At 66.9% G+C, this 15619-nt stretch carries 11 protein-coding genes and 2 pseudogenes; 7 read left to right on the top strand and 6 right to left on the bottom strand.

What is annotated here, in order from left to right:
• The first annotated feature begins 13 nt into the window (after positions 1 to 13).
• The 3 genes and pseudogenes from ABT300_RS22810 to ABT300_RS22800 all read left to right on the top strand — a co-directional run bounded on the left by ABT300_RS22810 (position 14) and on the right by ABT300_RS22800 (position 2655).
• A complete protein-coding gene (locus ABT300_RS22810) occupies positions 14 to 1480 on the top strand; it encodes an aldehyde dehydrogenase (RefSeq protein ID WP_351678669.1) in 1467 nt (488 codons plus the stop codon).
• 34 nt (positions 1481 to 1514) lie between these two features.
• A pseudogene (locus ABT300_RS22805) lies at positions 1515 to 1946 on the top strand (alcohol dehydrogenase catalytic domain-containing protein); the annotation flags it as partial.
• 313 nt (positions 1947 to 2259) lie between these two features.
• Positions 2260 to 2655, top strand: coding sequence for a zinc-binding dehydrogenase (locus ABT300_RS22800; protein ID WP_351678667.1), 396 nt, complete (start codon positions 2260 to 2262; stop codon positions 2653 to 2655).
• Positions 2656 to 3201: 546 nt separating this feature from the next.
• On the opposite strand, the pseudogene ABT300_RS22790 reads toward ABT300_RS22800, so the two are convergent.
• Positions 3202 to 3420 (bottom strand): annotated as a pseudogene (locus ABT300_RS22790) (aldo/keto reductase); the annotation flags it as partial.
• Between the two features lie 532 nt (positions 3421 to 3952).
• On the opposite strand from ABT300_RS22790, the gene ABT300_RS22785 reads away from it, so the two are divergent.
• Complete coding sequence (locus ABT300_RS22785) at positions 3953 to 4540, top strand: pentapeptide repeat-containing protein (protein WP_351678666.1); 588 nt, start codon at positions 3953 to 3955, stop codon at positions 4538 to 4540.
• Positions 4541 to 4608: 68 nt separating this feature from the next.
• Here ABT300_RS22785 and ABT300_RS22780 read toward each other — a convergent pair whose 3' ends face one another.
• Positions 4609 to 5739: an IS110 family RNA-guided transposase gene (locus ABT300_RS22780; protein ID WP_351678664.1), complete on the bottom strand. Its 1131-nt coding sequence runs from the start codon at positions 5737 to 5739 to the stop codon at positions 4609 to 4611.
• Between the two features lie 575 nt (positions 5740 to 6314).
• A complete protein-coding gene (locus tag ABT300_RS22775) occupies positions 6315 to 6926 on the bottom strand; it encodes a TetR/AcrR family transcriptional regulator (RefSeq protein WP_351678662.1) in 612 nt (203 codons plus the stop codon).
• Positions 6927 to 7019: 93 nt separating this feature from the next.
• Between ABT300_RS22775 and ABT300_RS22770 the strand changes: the two genes are divergently transcribed.
• From ABT300_RS22770 to ABT300_RS22760, 3 genes are all read left to right on the top strand, one after another.
• Positions 7020 to 8003: an aldo/keto reductase gene (locus ABT300_RS22770; RefSeq protein ID WP_351678660.1), complete on the top strand. Its 984-nt coding sequence runs from the start codon at positions 7020 to 7022 to the stop codon at positions 8001 to 8003.
• A gap of 384 nt (positions 8004 to 8387) precedes the next feature.
• A complete protein-coding gene (locus ABT300_RS22765; RefSeq protein ID WP_351678704.1) occupies positions 8388 to 9155 on the top strand; it encodes a glucose 1-dehydrogenase in 768 nt (255 codons plus the stop codon).
• Positions 9086 to 9412 carry a hypothetical protein gene (locus ABT300_RS22760; protein ID WP_351678658.1) on the top strand — a complete coding sequence of 109 codons (327 nt, stop codon included), beginning with the start codon at positions 9086 to 9088 and terminating at the stop codon, positions 9410 to 9412. Before ABT300_RS22765 ends, ABT300_RS22760 begins: the two co-directional genes overlap by 70 nt.
• A 1211-nt stretch (positions 9413 to 10623) precedes the next feature.
• Here the strand turns inward: ABT300_RS22760 and ABT300_RS22755 are convergent.
• The 3 genes from ABT300_RS22755 to ABT300_RS22745 form a co-directional block, all read right to left on the bottom strand.
• Complete coding sequence (locus ABT300_RS22755; protein WP_351678656.1) at positions 10624 to 13986, bottom strand: alpha-L-rhamnosidase-related protein; 3363 nt, start codon at positions 13984 to 13986, stop codon at positions 10624 to 10626.
• A gap of 644 nt (positions 13987 to 14630) precedes the next feature.
• Positions 14631 to 15449: an IS5 family transposase gene (locus tag ABT300_RS22750; protein ID WP_351678654.1), complete on the bottom strand. Its 819-nt coding sequence runs from the start codon at positions 15447 to 15449 to the stop codon at positions 14631 to 14633.
• Positions 15418 to 15619: hypothetical protein (locus ABT300_RS22745; protein WP_351678652.1), on the bottom strand; the 202-nt coding region annotated here is incomplete at its 5' end. The genes ABT300_RS22745 and ABT300_RS22750, both read right to left, overlap by 32 nt.

Below are 15619 nucleotides of genomic sequence, written 5' to 3'. Positions count from 1 at the left end.
ATCTGGAGAGGCAATGGTCTGGCAAGGCAGCTTCGCAGAACTGTTCATCGACGGTCGGTGGATCGCTCCGGCAGGCCACGAAATGATCGATGTCGTCTCGCCGTACACCGAGGAGGTCATCGCGCGCGTACCGTCCGCCTCGGAAGTGGACATGGACAAGGCCGTGTCGGCTGCCCGTGAGGCGTTCGACGACGGCCCGTGGCCGCGGATGACGCTCCGGGAGCGGATGGACGTACTCCGCCGGCTGAGCACCGCGCTCGCGGAGAACGAAGAGCTGGCCGCGACCGTCATCACCGACGAAGTGGGCTGTCCGATCTCCCAGTCCCGACCGGCCCAGTCCGCCAGTGTCAGGGTTGCCGTGGACACCTTCCTCGATCTCGCGGAGATGTACCCCTTCCAGGAAACGCGTTGCTCCAAGACCGGCAACGCGCTGGTGCTTCGCGAGCCGGTCGGGGTGGTCGCGGCGATCGTGCCGTGGAACACGCCGCTGATCATCTCGGTGATGAAGCTCGTGCCGGCTCTGCTCGCAGGCTGCACCACGGTGCTCAAGCCGGCCCCCGAGACGCCCCTCAACGCCTACCTCCTGGCCGAGCTGTTCGAGGCGGCCGGCCTGCCCCAAGGTGTCGTCAACGTCGTACCGGCCCACCGCGAGGTCAGCGAACACCTCGTCACCCACGCCGGCATCGACAAGGTCGGCTTCACCGGCTCCACTGCGGCGGGCCAGCGCATCGCGTCGCTGTGCGGACAGAACCTGCGGCGCGTCACCCTCGAACTGGGCGGCAAATCCGCCGCCGTCATCCTCGACGACGCGGACCTCGCCGCGACCGTGGAGTCGCTCCGGACGGGCTCACTGCGCAACAGCGGTCAGGTGTGCAGCCTGAAGACCAGGCTCCTCGTCTCGCGTGCGCGCGAGGCCGAGTTCGTCGACCGGCTCACGGCCATGATCGCCGCGATGCCGATCGGCGACCCCCACGACCCGGCCACCCAGATCGGCCCCATGGTCACCGCCCGGCAGCGTGACCGGGTCGAGGGCTACATCGGGCTCGGCCGCTCGGAAGGCGCCAAGATCGTGCTGGGTGGCGGACGACCCGCGTCCCAGCCCCATGGCTGGTTCGTCGAGCCGACGGTCTTCACCGAGGTCCAACCCTCGATGCGCATCGCGCAGGAGGAGATCTTCGGCCCGGTGCTGTCCGTCATCACCTACGACGACGAGGACCAGGCGGTGGCCATCGCCAATGACTCGGCGTACGGCCTCAACGGCTCGGTGTTCACGACGGATCTGGAACGGGGCCTCTCACTGGCTCGCCGGATCCGCACCGGCACGGTCGAGCTGAACGGCAACCCGGTGGGCCGTCACGCCCCGGTCGGAGGATTCAAACAGAGCGGCATCGGGCGCGAGTTCGGCCCGGAGGGCTTCGACTCTTACGTCGAGCTGAAGTCCATCGGGCTACCGGCGAGCCTGGCCCAGAGCCTGTCCTGAATCCCTGGCCCCGGATCCGAGAGGAATCCGAGACATGACCCTGATTCGTGGTGCGGTTCTGGAACGGATCGCCGAGGCGCCGCCGTGGTCTCAGAGCCGCCCGCTCAGAGTCGGGACACTCGAACTCGACGCGCCGGGACCCGGTGAGGTCAAGGTTCGTATGGAGGCCGCCGGAGTCTGCCACTCGGACCTTTCCCGCGTAGCCGACAGCCGCGAGGCGGCGCTCCCCATGCTCCTCGGCCACGAGGGGAGCGGCACCATCGCACGCTGCGGACCCGAGGTCGAGGGCTTGGACGTCGGGGATCGCGTCGTGGCGACCTTTCTCCCGCGCTGCGGCGAGTGCACGCACTGCAACACCACGGGATGGTCCGTATGCCGGCGCGGGGCTCGGGCCAACACCCGGGGTGAGCTGCTCCGGGGCGGCCGACGGCTCCACCGCGACGGCACCGTCGTCCATCACAACGCAGGAGTCTCGGCCTTCGCCACCCGAGCGGTGGTCGACGCCACCAGCCTCGTCGCCGTACCACGCGAGGTGCCTGCCGATGTTGCCGCCATCCTGGGTTGTGCCGTGCTCACCGGCGGTGGCGCGGTTCTCAACGCCGGACGCCTGCAGCCCCGTGAGTCAGTGGCGTTCGTCGGGCTGGGCGGTGTGGGCTTTGCCGGCATGCTCGTGGCGGCGACCCAATCGCCCGGCGAGATCCTCGCCGTCGACACACTGCCAAAAAAACCGGGCCGCGCCGGGATTCGGGGCCGCCGAGGCCCTGAAGCCGGAGGCCGCGTTGGCCAGGGGCAAGCGCTACGACGTCGTGGTGGAATGTGTCGGCAATGTGAAGGCCCTGGAGACCGCGATAGCCCTCACCCGCCCGGGTGGCCGCACGGTGACCGTCGGCCTACCGCGCCCCTCGGCCACGCTGGCCGTCTCGCCACTGGCGCTGGTCACGGAGGCGCGGTCGTTGATCGGTTCCTACGTCGGTTCCGGCAACCCGACCCGCGACATCCAGCGCTTTGCATCGATGTTCCTGGACGGGTGCCTTCCCCTCAGGAAGCTCATCAGCTCACGCATCGGGCTCGCGGAAATCAACGATGCGATGGATGCTCTCCACGAAGGCAGCGTTTTGCGACAGATCATCGACCTCGCGGCTGAGGAGGAGCCGGAAAACATTCCCGTTCGGTAGGCATGATGCAAGCACCCTCCCGTCAGTGGGACCTACCGCCTGACCGATCTCACCAGAGTGCCTGGCCCACAGGGAGGACTCGCCACTCGGCCTGTCCATCGATTGCGCCTGTTCGACATCTCCCCGGGGCGCGCCCGTTTGCTCCTCGATACACCTCTGGGGCTCGTTCCCCATAACCGCAGTCGCGGCCGGTCTGCTGCATTGCAGCGAACGCCTGGGGCAACCGGCCACACGGTTCGCGCCGACCGCACGAACCACGTTCAGCATCGCTCCGAAACGATGGGCTGTTCAGCCCGGATGACTATTCCGTTGACAGCATGACGAGTGCCCCAACAGTGGGCGAGTTGGGCAGCAAGGAATAGCCCGCTCTTCCCCCCTCGCCGGTGGGGACGGCACGACACCGATGCGGCGAGGTGCCGCTACTGTCCCGGACCTCACAAATCAGCAAATGGTCGCGGATCAATCGCAGAGCGCCATCAGGGCGCTGCGTCCCGGATGGCCTTGGTGGCCTGTTCGCCGCGAGTAACTCGATGGTGAACGCCAGCCGTCCTTGAGCGCCTCGCCGAGCAGGATCTCGTTGGAGCCGGTGCCCCCGCCGTAGAGCTCGGCGGTATCGAAGAAGGTGACGCCCAAGTCGTGGGCGCGCTGGATGGCAGCCACGCCCGCCTGCTCGTCGGTGGGGCCGTAGGCCATGGTCAGGCCCATCGATCCATAGCCGACCGCCGAGACCTCAAGGCCCTGGGCGCCGAGTGTCCTGCGCTGCATGTTTCCTCCCAGAGGCAAACCAAACTATCCGGTCTGACCGTATGCCTCTCTCCCCGCCAGTCAAACTGAACGGTTTGGTTCACATCTTTGGCCCTGACGTCCACCCGAGCAGCCCGGCACATTCGAGGCCTTTCGGCCATGGCGCGCTGCGCCAGAGCCGCCCGCGAGCACACCGTCGCCACCTCGCGAATCAAGACCCGCCCAGCCCGGCCACATCCATTACACGCGGGCCGTCCATCGAAAAGGCGGCGGGGCGCGCCCGCCGCAGCCCCCGGCGATCATGTTTGCCGATTTAAGATACCTGGTGTAGCAATTGCTGGGTGCGCCCTTGCCGGAGGCCCCGACCATCCAGGTCAGGCCGGTCGGCGCACGGCTGTATGCAGGCAATCTCCGCCTTGCCCCTGCGTCCTTCCGGGGCCGTATCTGGGGCCGCTCGCACCACGAAAGGACGCTGATGCGCACACGTCGCTCCCCCCCCCGTGGCCTCTCCGACCTGCCGTACGCACATCGCCTCGAACCGTTCAGCCGAGAAATGCAGCGTAAGGAGGTGTACGAGTGGATCCACATCGACAGCCAGAACATCGATGACTCAGACCGCGACATGAGCCGCTTCATCGAGTCGGCGTTCTCCTCGGTGAACTTCAACGGCGGCCGGATGCAGCACGGCCGGTTCGACACCGTCTGGATGCACAACGTCCGCCTACTGGGCACCGCCCTCACCAGCACCACCTGGCTCGACACCGAGTGCCGCTCCAGCCTCCTGGCCGGTACACAGCTTCACGGGGCCGAACTGCAGCGCACGGTCTTCCACCAGTGCAAGCTCGACTCCGTCAACCTGCGGGGAGCCAAGCTGCGGGATGTCACCTTCCTCGACTGCTCCCTGGGCGACGTGGATTTCGGCGGCGCCACCCTCGAGGGAGTTTTCTTCCCCGGCACCGCCTTGGACCAAGTCGACTTCGCCAAAGGATCTCTCACCCGGGTGGACCTGCGCGAGGTAACGGCACTGGGCCTCGCATCCGGGGCCGAGGATCTGCGCGGCGCCATCATCAACACTCGCCAGCTGCTCGACCTCGCTCCCGACCTCGCCCAGCACGCCAGCCTCACGGTCAAGGATTCCTAATGGAGTTGTCAAGTGGCCGCGGTGACGGGCGGCATGGGGTTGCAGCACCGTCCGTCAGGCAGGAGGGCCTACAGGACCTTGACTCGGCGTCGGGCGAGGGCCATTACGGCTTGGCTATGTCGTTTGCCTTCGGCGCGCTTGCGGTCGTAGAAGCGGCGGGATTCGTCGCAGCAGCGGATGCTGATCAGCACGGAGGTGTAGAAGACGCGTTGGAGGCGTCGGCTGTAGCGGGTGGGGCGGTGCAGGTTGCCGCTGATCTTCCCGGAGTCACGCGGCGTCGGGGAGACACCGGTGAAGGCGGCCAGCAGGTCCGCTCTGGCGAAGGCGTCCATGTCTCCGCCAGTGGCGGCCAGGAACTCGGCGCCCAGCAGGGAACCGATGCCAGGCATGCTCGTGATCACCTCGGCGTTGCGGTGTTGGCGAAACCGGCCCTCGATGAGTTTGTCGGTCTCGGCGATCTTCTCGTTGAGGGCCATCACCTCCCTGGCCAGAGAGTGCACCACGTGGGCGGTCATGTCCTCGCCGGGCACGCCGGTGTGCTGGGCTTCGGCGGCCTGGACGGCCTTGGCGGCCAGTTCGTCGGCGCTGCGGACCTTCCGGTTGCACAGCCAGGTGGCCAGACGCCGCCGGCCGGTGCGGCGGATGGCGGCCGGGGTCTGGTACCCGGTCAGGAGTACCAGGGGGCCGTCGTTACCCAGGTCGAGTTCGCGTTCCAGGCCGGGAAAGATCTCGGTGAGGTGGCCGCGGAGCCGGTTGATGGTCCGGGTGCGGTCGTCGCTGAGGTCACGGCGGTGCCGGGTGAGGACCTTCAGCTCGGACACCAGCTCGTCGCCGGGCCGCAACGGGGTGAGATCCCGTCGGATACGCACCTGGTCGGCGATGACCGCCGCGTCCTTGGCATCGGTCTTGCCGTCACCCCGGTAGCCCTCGGAGGCCCGGTTGACCGTCCGCCCGGGGATGTAGAGGAGCTGCTGGCCGTGGTTGAGCAGGACCGCAATGATCAGAGCGGCCCCGCCGTCGGCCAGGTCAACGCCCCACACGGTGTCTTCGCCCAGGGCGAGCACGTCGCCCAGGAGCTTGAGCAGTTCGGTCTCGTCATTGGCGACGCGTCGCGACAGCAGCCGCTTGCCCGTGTCGTCGATCACCACGCAATGGTGATGGGTCTTCCCGGCATCGAGACCGGCCCAGATCGCTGTCACTCGCTTCTCCGCAGGTCGTGTTCGTACAGGCACCACGGATGACCTCGCTGTCGAGTCCCTACTGAGCGATCAGTGCCGCAATTCCTAATGAGCAGCCGAGTCGTCGTGGGGCGCCGGGCGGCCAATCCTCTGAAGCCACAACCACGGCGGACGACTGAAAGCCACACCCAGCGCCCCTGGGTGAGCCAACCCTACGAATGGCTCGCTCATCCCGATCAACAAGGTAGGGACGACTGACTCGGCCGCACAAAAGAGCCCTGGCCCCAGCTCCCGGCCAGGGCTGCTCGCGTTGTCACGAAGTTCAGGCAGGTCGGATGTGGAGTTCCTCGGGCCGCATGCTCATCGTCAGACTCGACGTCCACTGGACCACTGGCCCCCTCGATCGCACCCGCCACAGCAGCTCGAACGGCTCAGCTACCGACTCTCCGCCTGAACGAATTGCGCAGCAGAGTCGCTGCCGACTACAAAGAGCGCCACGCGGTGGAGTGCGGAATCAATCGCCTCAAGCGCCGGTGCGCCGTGGCGACGAGGAATAGCTGCGGCGGATACCGCGATACCAATTCCCACACACGGCGTCAGCGCTCCCCGCCAGCCCGATCCTGGGCTGCGGGGAAGAGGCGCTGGACGGCAGCGACGACAGAAGCGCGGCGGGCGGCCATGCGCTCAACGCGCTCGCGCAGAGGGAGGCTCGTGGCGAGGCCCGGCTGGTTGGCCCAGGATGTGCCGATCTGGTTGACGAGGATGAGAACGTCGAGTGGGTCCCAGCCAGGCTCGAGGAGCCCCGCCTCCTGCGCCCTGCGCAGTTGCTCGGTCTTGTGGGTCATGGCCTGGCGGACGGGGTCGTCGTCCGGCGTATCGTTCGTGCCGAGTTCCAGCTGGCCCCAGGCCATCAGCCGATGCCGCTCGGGGTGGACGGTGAAGTAATCGTGGATACGGCCTGCGTAGCCGGGCAGGTCGGCGGGGTCCATACGGGTGGCCTCCGCGATCGCGGCAAGTTCACGGCCGGAGACGAAGCGGTACAGCTCCTCCTTGCTGCGGAAGTAGGCGTAAACGCGCTCCTTACTGGTCCGGGCGGCCTTGGCTATGCGGTCGATGCGCGCGCCGGCGATTCCGTGCCGGGAGAACTCGGCCGTGGCCGCAGTGACGATGCGGTCACGGGTGGAGTCGGCGCCGGTCTGAGAAGTCATGCAGCCGATCATACCAAACCGTTCAGTTTGACTGGCAGGGGGAGAGAGGCATACGGTCAGACCAGACAGTTTGGTTTGCCTCTGGGAGGAAACATGCAGCGCAGGACACTCGGCAGCCAGGGCCTGACCGTCTCAGCTATCGGCTACGGCTCGATGGGCTTGACGATGGCCTACGGCCCGACTGACGAGCGGGCGGGGGTTGAGGCCGTCCGCCGGGCCCACGAGCTCGGGGTCACCTTCTTCGACACCGCCGAGCTCTACGGCGGGGGCACCGGCTCCAACGAGATCCTCCTCGGCAAAGCACTCAAGGACGTCCGCGACGAGGTCGTACTGGCCACCAAGTTCGGCTTCGACCTGACCGCCGAGCCGAACGGCAGCGTCCTCAACAGCCGTCCCGACCACATCCGCAAGGTTGCCGACAACAGTCTGCGCTACCTCGACACCGACCGCATCGACGTCTTCTACCAGCACCGCGTCGACCCGAACGTGCCGATCGAGGAGGTCGCCGGGGCCGTCAAGGAGCTGATCGACGCGGGCAAGGTGAAGTACTTCGGCCTGAGCGAGGCGGGACCGCAGACCATCCGCCGCGCGCACGCCGTACAGCCCGTCTCCGTCCTGCAGACCGAGTACAGCCTCTTCGCGCGCGAGGTCGAGCAGCTCTTCCCCGTCCTCGAGGAGCTCGGCATCGGCTTCGTCGCCTACTCGCCGCTCGGCCGCGGCTTCATCACCGGCAACGCAAAGCCCGCCGAACAGTACGACCCGACCGACTACCGCAACTACGACCCCCGCTGGCAGCCCGGCAACTTCGAGAAGAACGTCGAAGCCGTCGACCGGCTCGGAGAACTCGCCAAAACCAAGGGGGCCACCGTCTCGCAACTCGCCCTGGCCTGGCTGCTCGCCCAGGGCCAGCACATCGTGCCCATCCCCGGAACCCGCAGCGCCGCCCGGATCGAGGAAAACGCCGGCGCAGCCGACGTCACCCTCACCGAGGCCGACCTCGCAGCCATCCGGGAGATCCTCCCCCGCGGCGGCTTCGGCGCCCGCTACGCGGCGATGGCCATGCCCACCTGGATCTGACCGACGGACGGGCGGGCTGCGGTAGCCAACGAGCCCCACAGACCGTAGTGGGGACCGCTATTGAGCGCGCAGTGCTGGCCGGGCAGGAGCAGCCGCCGTTGCGGTTCGTCGCCGACGGCGATGCCCTTCCCGCCTTCGCGGACAAAGCCGCACGATGACCGACCAGGCCGAGGCATCCCGCGCCCTGGTCGGCCACCTCGCCCACAGCCGCCTGACCACACCCGCACTAGCAATAGGCTCATGGGCTCCAGCGGCTACGTCGAGCCCATGGTCGCCGACGGGCCAGAGCCACCACTCTGCGGCTCCCCCCGCAGCAGTGACCACACGCCGCCGATCGACCACCGGCTGGCACCACACCGACCTGTGAACGGGAGCAACGACATGATGAACCCGACATACAACTTCGACGGGAAGGTGGCACTGGTTACCGGCGCGGCCTCCGGCATGGGGCTTGCGACCGCCCGTGCATTCGCCGACTCCGGCGCTGCGGTGGTACTGGCCGACCTCGACCACGACGCTGTCCAGGCCGCTGCCAAGGACATCGCCGCCCCCGGTCGGCGAGCGATCGCCGTCGCCTGCGATGTCACCGACGAGAGTCAGGTGGCCGCCGCGGTGCAGCGCGCGGTGACGGAGTACGGTCGCCTGGACATAGCGTTCAACAATGCTGGTATCCAGGCGCCGGCCGCTGACGCGGCCGACGAGACGGCCGAGTCCTTCGACAGCGTCAACGCCGTCAATCTGCGGGGAGTGTGGGCGGCGATGAAGCACGAGCTGCGGCAGATGCGTATCCAGGGCAGCGGCGCCATCGTCAACTGCTCGTCTCTGGGCGGTCTGGTGGGCCTTCCCGAGCGTGCGGCGTACCATGCTTCCAAGCATGGTGTGATCGGTCTGACCCGAAGCGCCGCCGTCGAATACGCCCCCAGGGGCGTGCGCATCAACGCCGTGTGCCCCGGTGTCATCGACACCCCGATGGTCGCCGAGATGGTCGAGAACCAAGCCGATGCCGTGGCCGAGATTCTGAAGCAACAGCCCGCCGGGCGCCTGGGGCGCGCGGACGAGATCGCCGCTGCTGTCTTGTGGCTGTGCAGTCCGGGCGCCAGCTTCGTCACCGGAACCGCTCTGCCCGTCGATGGCGGCTTCACCGCTCACTGATCATCCCGCCGCACCGACGAACCGAACCCTGGATCAACCAGATCGAGACCTGGTTCGGCATCCTGACCCGGCAGTCGATCCGCCGCGGCACCTTCGCCAGCGTCAATGTCCTAATCACGCAGATCCACAACTACATCGACTCCTGGAACTCCGAGGCCAGGCCCTTCACTTGGACCGCGACCGCCGGCGAGATCCTGGCGAAGGTCCGCCTCGTCCAGACCAACATCAAGAAGCTCGTCGCGAACAACTCAAAGTGATGCCAACAGGATCACGCGACACTAGGAGGAACCTGTGAAAGCATCCCACGGCCTGGCATCGATCGCGACGAAATCATCGTCACGGCAATGGTGAGCGGCCACAACAGCGCCCAGGCATGCCACAGGCTCTCCTTGTAGCGCCGCAGCAGCCACGTGTCGCCGCATACCGTTCCGATTCCATTTCAAGTCGTAACAAACTCAGCGGCAGAGAATCTCGTCACTTTATCACCGAGGAAAGACCGCCAACACGACTTGAAGGAAGAAAAAACAGTGAGGCACAGCCCACGATTACCGGCGATTACATTTGACATGGGTGACGGGATCACCTAAGCCTCTTTCCGAGCCGTCGTCCCCTTACAGCAAGGCGAGGCGGGCAATGGGGGCTGACGTAGCGCCGCTCCGATGCCATTCGCCTGAGAAAACGCACACGGTCCCGTCGGGATGGAATTTCCCCCTTACAATCCAGTGGAAAGCACCCTGCAACTGTGGCGCTCAACTCGCCCCAGGCCAAGGTCACCCCCTCACGCGCCAAAGCCATAAAAGAAAGAAAAATCTATCCCACAGCTGGGCAAAAGTTCACAGAGATCACGTAACGTTTCCTTCGCAAGCGATTGAACACTGAAGGAGTTTTATGAACGCCACATTCTGCCAACTGCGCAAAACCGTAATGATGGGTTTCGTCATCGCGTGTGCCGCACTCGGACTCGTCCTTACGTCGGAGACGCAGGCCCATGCGGGGTCGGTTTCCCCTCCTGGGTCTCCGCGGTACTGTGAGACCCACCCGGCCAACTGCTGAGCCGCTCCTACAGACGTGGCCAGTCGGGAACGGTCGTGGGTATCGCCGGCGGCCTTGCCGTTTGGACGTTGCCGCAGTTCCTGACCGTCACCTCATCCCGTAACCTGCCCCAATGCTACGTTCCGTTCCAGGTCGCCTGTTGAACGATTCAACGTCCGTCGAAAGACCAGACGGATATCTTGGCTGGAGCCGCAGGTTACTGGCAGGGCTGGCTTGCGGGATGCCGATCGGAACGGCAGGTGACACCAGCGAGGTACAGAAGCCGGGTGTCAATGGGTGGTACGTCACGGGCAGTGCCCGTGACGTACCACCCATTGGTTTTCCGGGATCAGATCCCGGTGCACTGGATCGGTGGACCGGCGGCGGGACTGCGTGGAAGCCCGCCAGGTCGACCCAGCTCCAGACTATCGGCGCGCTACCGGATGCGTATCTCGGCGAGTTGGAGACGGCACTTGCTGGTCTCGTCCGAGGCGGGTCGGCCGAGCCTGGTGACGCGCAGGCGCAGGTAGCGGCCAGTGGCGGAGGTGAGGGTGTAGCTCTGGGCGGCTCCGTTGGGGTTGGGTTCGGCGGTGACGGTGCGCGCGGTGGTGTAGGAGGACGAACCGTCGGACCGGGTCTGGATCGTGAAGTCGACGGGGAAGCCCGCGGTGCCGCCGCCGGCTCCGCTGGTGTCGGTGCGGGGGTGGAGCGTGACCGAGCCGATCGCCCGGTCGGCACCGAGGTCGACCTCGATCCACACCGGAGTGGCGCTGATGTCGGCGGAGGGGAAGTCGATGCTGGTGAAGCCCTTGGCCCCGGCCACGCTGGTGAGCGTGCCGTCCAGGATCCGGGTCTTACTCCAGTCGCCGTTCTCCAGCGTGTAGTTGGCGGCGACTGTGGTCGCGGCCGTGGGGACGGTGAGCGCGGCGAGCTGGAGGCGGTACTTGCTGGATTCGTCAGTGGCGGGAGTACCGAGCTTGGTCGCTTGCAGGCGGATATAACGGGCGGTGGTGGTCTTGAAGCCGTACGTCTGCACGAGCCCACCCGGGTTGGGCTCGGCGGTGACGGTGCGCACGGTGGAGTAGGAGGAGCTGCCGTCGGCCCGGACCTGGACACTGAAGTCGACCGGGAAGCCCGCGGTGCCGCCGCCGGCGGCCGGGGTGTCGGTGCGGGGGAAGAGGCGTACGGCGTCGAGGTCGGTGTCGACGCCGAGGTCGATCTCGACCCAGACGGGGTTCGCGCTGACGTCGGCGGAGGAGAAGTCGTTGCTGGTGTAGCCCTTGGCGCCGGCCACGCTGGTGAGCTTGCCGTCGGTGAGCCGGTTCTTGCCCCAGTCGCTGTTCTCCAGGCTGTTGTTGCTGGTGACCGACCTGCCGAGGGCGACGTCGTCAAGCCTGCCCGCGCCGGTGACCGCGAACGTCCAACTGCCTGGCTGCAGGGTGAAGTAGACGTAGGAGGAGTCCTTGCTCGCATAGCTGAGGCCGGACACGCTGCCGGTGGAGGAGCCGCCTGTGAAGACGGTGGTGCCGTTGGCCTTGATGACGGGCGAGGAGCCCCCGTAGGTGGGGACACCCACCCGCGCGGTCGTTCCGCCCGGAGAGGTGAGGGTCAGAGTGACCTCGGTGCCGTCGCGGGTGATGCCGAAGCGGATGTCTCCCTCGACCGTGGGCACCACTGTGTTGATCTTCGTGAGGGTACCGGTCTGTGGGATCACCTCGTAGGTCTCCCAGCCGGGCTTGGTGGGGCGGACACCGGCGGCGTAGGCGGACAGGGCGTACAGGGGGCCGCCGTTCCAGGCGTGGTTGTCGGTGCCTTCCGACTTGACCCATACCTCCCACAGGGTGTGGCAGGCGGGGTCGGCGACCTGGGCGGCGAAGCGGTTGCGTATCCGTTCCTCGGCGACCGTGGCCGCGCCCATGAGGTAGAGCGCTTCGAGGACGTAGAACTCCATGTAGGGGCTGGCGTTGAGGTGCGTGCGCAGGACCTCGGTGAGGGCCTTGTACCGCGAGGCGGGGGCGAGGCCGGCGACGACGGCGAGGCCGTTGGCGCGGTCGTCGGTGTCGCGGGTGTAGCCCGGTGAGCGGTATTCGTTGCGGGAGGAGTTCCACAGGACGCGGTCGAAGTTGGCCTTGATGCTGTCGCGGCGGGACTTCCAGCCGGCCACGTCGCCGCCGTTGCCGCTGAGGTCGGCGAGTTTGGCGGCGGTGTCCAGGGCAAGGTAGTACCAGCAGTTGTCGAGGATGCGGGCGTCGATGTTGGTGCCCCAGTCCTCCCAGTCCCAGTCCCCGGCCCGGTGGTTGACCAGGCCGTCGCCGTCCAGGGTCCACAGGTCCAGGTATCGCTTCACCGCCGGGTAGGCGGCGGTGACGGCGCTCTCGTTGCCGGTGTAGAGGTAGTAGGTCCAGAACGACCACACCGAGGCGAGCATCTGGACGGGCAGTTCGGCGGTCCAGATCGTCGTGGGGACCGGGGAGTACAGCGCTCCGCTCGGCTTCTGCCAGGCCGCGAGCTGGGCGATGGCCTTCTTGCCCAGCGCGTGGGACTTGGTGTCGAAGGTGTAGAAGCCCTCCTTGAGCTGGTTGACCACATCGCCCCACCATTGGGCGCGCTCGCGGGTGGGGCAGTCCATGTAGTTGTCGCGCATGTTGACGTACATCGTGCGGGCCGCCTTGGTCCACAGGGTGTCCAGGAAGGCGTCACTGCTGCTGAACGACCCGGCGAAGTCGGTGTCGTAGCCGCTCTCGCGGTACTTCAGCTCCTGGATCGTCACGCCCGCCGGAATGGTGTACCGCACGGCCGTACCGCTCATCCAGGCCAGCGCTTCGAACTCCTGGGTGCCCCCCTTACAGACGTAGGTGGCGCGCATGTTGTACTGCGTCCCGGGCTCGATCCCGGTCAGGCCCGCGCCGTCGTCGTAGTGGTCGGTCTGGATGCCGATCACGGCCCCGGCGGGCGCGTCGACCTTCAGGTACGGGGTGACCTGGATGTTGGACGGCAGTGTTGCCGAGATCGCGGTGGAGCCCTGGCCCGTGGACGGCAGCGAGGTCGCGTTGGCGTACGACTTCAACCCCGAGTAGCGGAACTGCGGGATCGGCCGCTGCACCAGGCCGTTCCAGGGGGCCCCGCCTGCGGCACCGAAGTCGGTCGGCGCACTCCAGCCGCTGTCGTCGAAGCCTGCGGACTCCCAGCCGGACATCGCGGTCGCGTTGCGGGCGTCGTAGTAGACGTTCGACTCGGGCAGCCGGAAGTTGACCTGGGTACCGCTCGTGTTGTTCGAGTAGCCCGGGTGGACGGTGTGCTTCCAGGCGGTGTCGCTGACCAGCCGGGTGGTCGTCGAGCCGACCTCGACGTCCGACTGGAACAGCAGCCCGCCCTTGCCACTGCTGCTGTGCGAGAAGCCCTGCTTGCCGAAGTACCACACCAGCAGCGCGACCGTGTTGGCGCCGCTCTTCAGATACGGGGCGAGGTCGATCTCGTCGTAGTACGTGTCCGTACGGTTGGGGCCGCGCTTGAGCCCGCCCTCGAAGACCACCAGGGTGCCGTTCACCCACAGCCAGTACTTCGAGTCCGCCGCGATCTGGGTCACCGCCTTCGATGGCGCCGCGCTCAAGGTGAACGATCTACGGAACGCCACCCACTGGTTCGCGGAACTGGAGGGCGCCCAGATCCACTTCGCGGTCCAAGAGACCGCGGCCGAAGCCGCCGGGGCGACGCCGGGCAGAAGCAGAGAGCCCAGGGCGGGTGCCAGGGCCACGCCTATCGCGGAGCGCAGGGCGGAGCGGCGGGAAATGTGCTGCATCGCAAAGTCCTCGCTTCGGTGACACGGGGGAAAGGGACGGACAGCGCTCCCGGCGTTGGCCCGACGCAGAGCACTCACCCATCGATTGAATCGATTCAATCAATCGTTTGCAGACGAGATACTCAATCCTCTTCGAGCGGAATGTCAACCCGTGTGCAACAAGTGTCGAACCCGGCCCGCCGACGGATGCGCGCAGGCCCCTCTCGCGATTACGCCGAGTTACCGGCCTGGGCAAGTCGCCCAAGACCGGTTCTTACCCACAGGCGATCCACCCTGAAAAAAAGGGGGGCCGGTGGGGGGTAGAAACCTTTCCCCGTTACAGACCCTTCCGATGGTGCAAGAATCCCCCGCATGATGGCCGCGCGCAACGCACGTACTCGGCCGGGCTCCATGCCACGGCACTCGACCTCGCACCATGCCCGTGTGCACGGCTCATCCATCCGCGATGCGAAGGCAATAGCTATGTACGGGAGTTGAGGGTTTCGATGCACGGACAGTGCAGGTGCGGACAGAGGTTCCGAAACGCCCGGCGAACTCAAGCCGGGCTGAGCCAGCCGGGACTCGGCAGGCTTCTCCCACGGCCGTCGCAAGCCTACGGCTACCCAGGCTCGTGCACCGAAACCGTCCCGGCCTAAGGGGTGCTTTCAGAAAGCCGGGTTCTTGCGGGCGAGGATCATGCAGTGGGCGAGTTGGAGGAAGGCGTCGTGCATGTCGTCGCGTGCTTCCCACCGGATTCGCAGGCGCCGAGGGCCGTGGAGCCAGGCGATGGCGGACTCGGCGACCCACCGGACCTTTCCCAGGCCCGAGCCGTGTGGCTGGCCGCGTCGGGCGATCTTCGGTGTGATGCCGCGCTCGCGCAGGCGGCGGCGGTAGATGTCGTAGTCGTAGCCGCGGTCGGCGTACAACGTCCGGGGTTTGCGCCGGGGCCGGCCCCGCTTGCCCCGCACCGGCCCAAGGCTGTCGACCAGCGGCAGCAGCTGGGTGACATCGTGGCGGTGTCCGCCGGTCAGTGACACCCGCAGTGGAGTGCCGCGGGCGTCGGTCAGGACGTGGTGTTTCGAGCCCGGCCGGGCGCGGTCAACCGGACTCGGGCCGACTTTTGGGCTGCCTCGCCCCCGCTTGGCCTGCACATGGGAGGCATCGATGGTGGCGCGGGAGAACTCCAGACGGTCCGCCGCCCGCAACCCGTCCAGCAGCACCCGCTGAAGCTCCTCCCACACACCGGCCTCCTGCCACTCGGCCAGCCGCCGCCAGCAGGTAGGACCGGAACCGAACCCCAACTCCTGCGGCAGGAACTCCCACTGGACACCGGTGTAGAGGACGAACAGCACACCCTGGAGCGTCTTGCGGTCATCGATCCGCTTGCGCCCCGGGTACCGGAACCGCCGCTCATGCTTCGGCAACAGCGGCGCGATCACCGCCCACAACTCTTCACTGACCTCCCACGGCTTCCGCCGCGCCATGGTCACACCCCACAAAAGACGGGATCACATACATCTCCACCGTGCCACAACACGATCTTTCTGCAAGGACCCCTAAGAAGGCTTCCGCATACCGGTCGGTGGACGTGTTCAGTCGAACTGGGTTCTGGATCGGGTGATCGCGGCGGTGTCGGCGCATGAAGACAGAGTCC

The sequence above is a fragment of the Streptomyces sp. NPDC001027 genome (genome assembly GCF_040299045.1).
GTDB lineage: Bacteria > Actinomycetota > Actinomycetes > Streptomycetales > Streptomycetaceae > Streptomyces.
Note: the sequence above shows the minus strand (reverse complement) of the source record. Positions and strands in the feature narration are given on the sequence as shown.

Excerpts from the sequence above, each read along its gene's own strand:
- ABT300_RS22810 (WP_351678669.1), top strand. The coding sequence starts at position 14 with ATGGTCTGGCAAGGCAGCTTCGCAGAACTGTTCATCGACGGTCGGTGG.
- ABT300_RS22785 (WP_351678666.1), top strand. The coding sequence starts at position 3,953 with ATGCAGCGTAAGGAGGTGTACGAGTGGATCCACATCGACAGCCAGAAC.
- ABT300_RS22775 (WP_351678662.1), bottom strand. The coding sequence starts at position 6,926 with ATGACTTCTCAGACCGGCGCCGACTCCACCCGTGACCGCATCGTCACT.
- ABT300_RS22770 (WP_351678660.1), top strand. The coding sequence starts at position 7,020 with ATGCAGCGCAGGACACTCGGCAGCCAGGGCCTGACCGTCTCAGCTATC.
- ABT300_RS22765 (WP_351678704.1), top strand. The coding sequence starts at position 8,388 with ATGAACCCGACATACAACTTCGACGGGAAGGTGGCACTGGTTACCGGC.
- ABT300_RS22755 (WP_351678656.1), bottom strand. The coding sequence starts at position 13,986 with ATGCAGCACATTTCCCGCCGCTCCGCCCTGCGCTCCGCGATAGGCGTG.
- ABT300_RS22750 (WP_351678654.1), bottom strand. The coding sequence starts at position 15,449 with ATGGCGCGGCGGAAGCCGTGGGAGGTCAGTGAAGAGTTGTGGGCGGTG.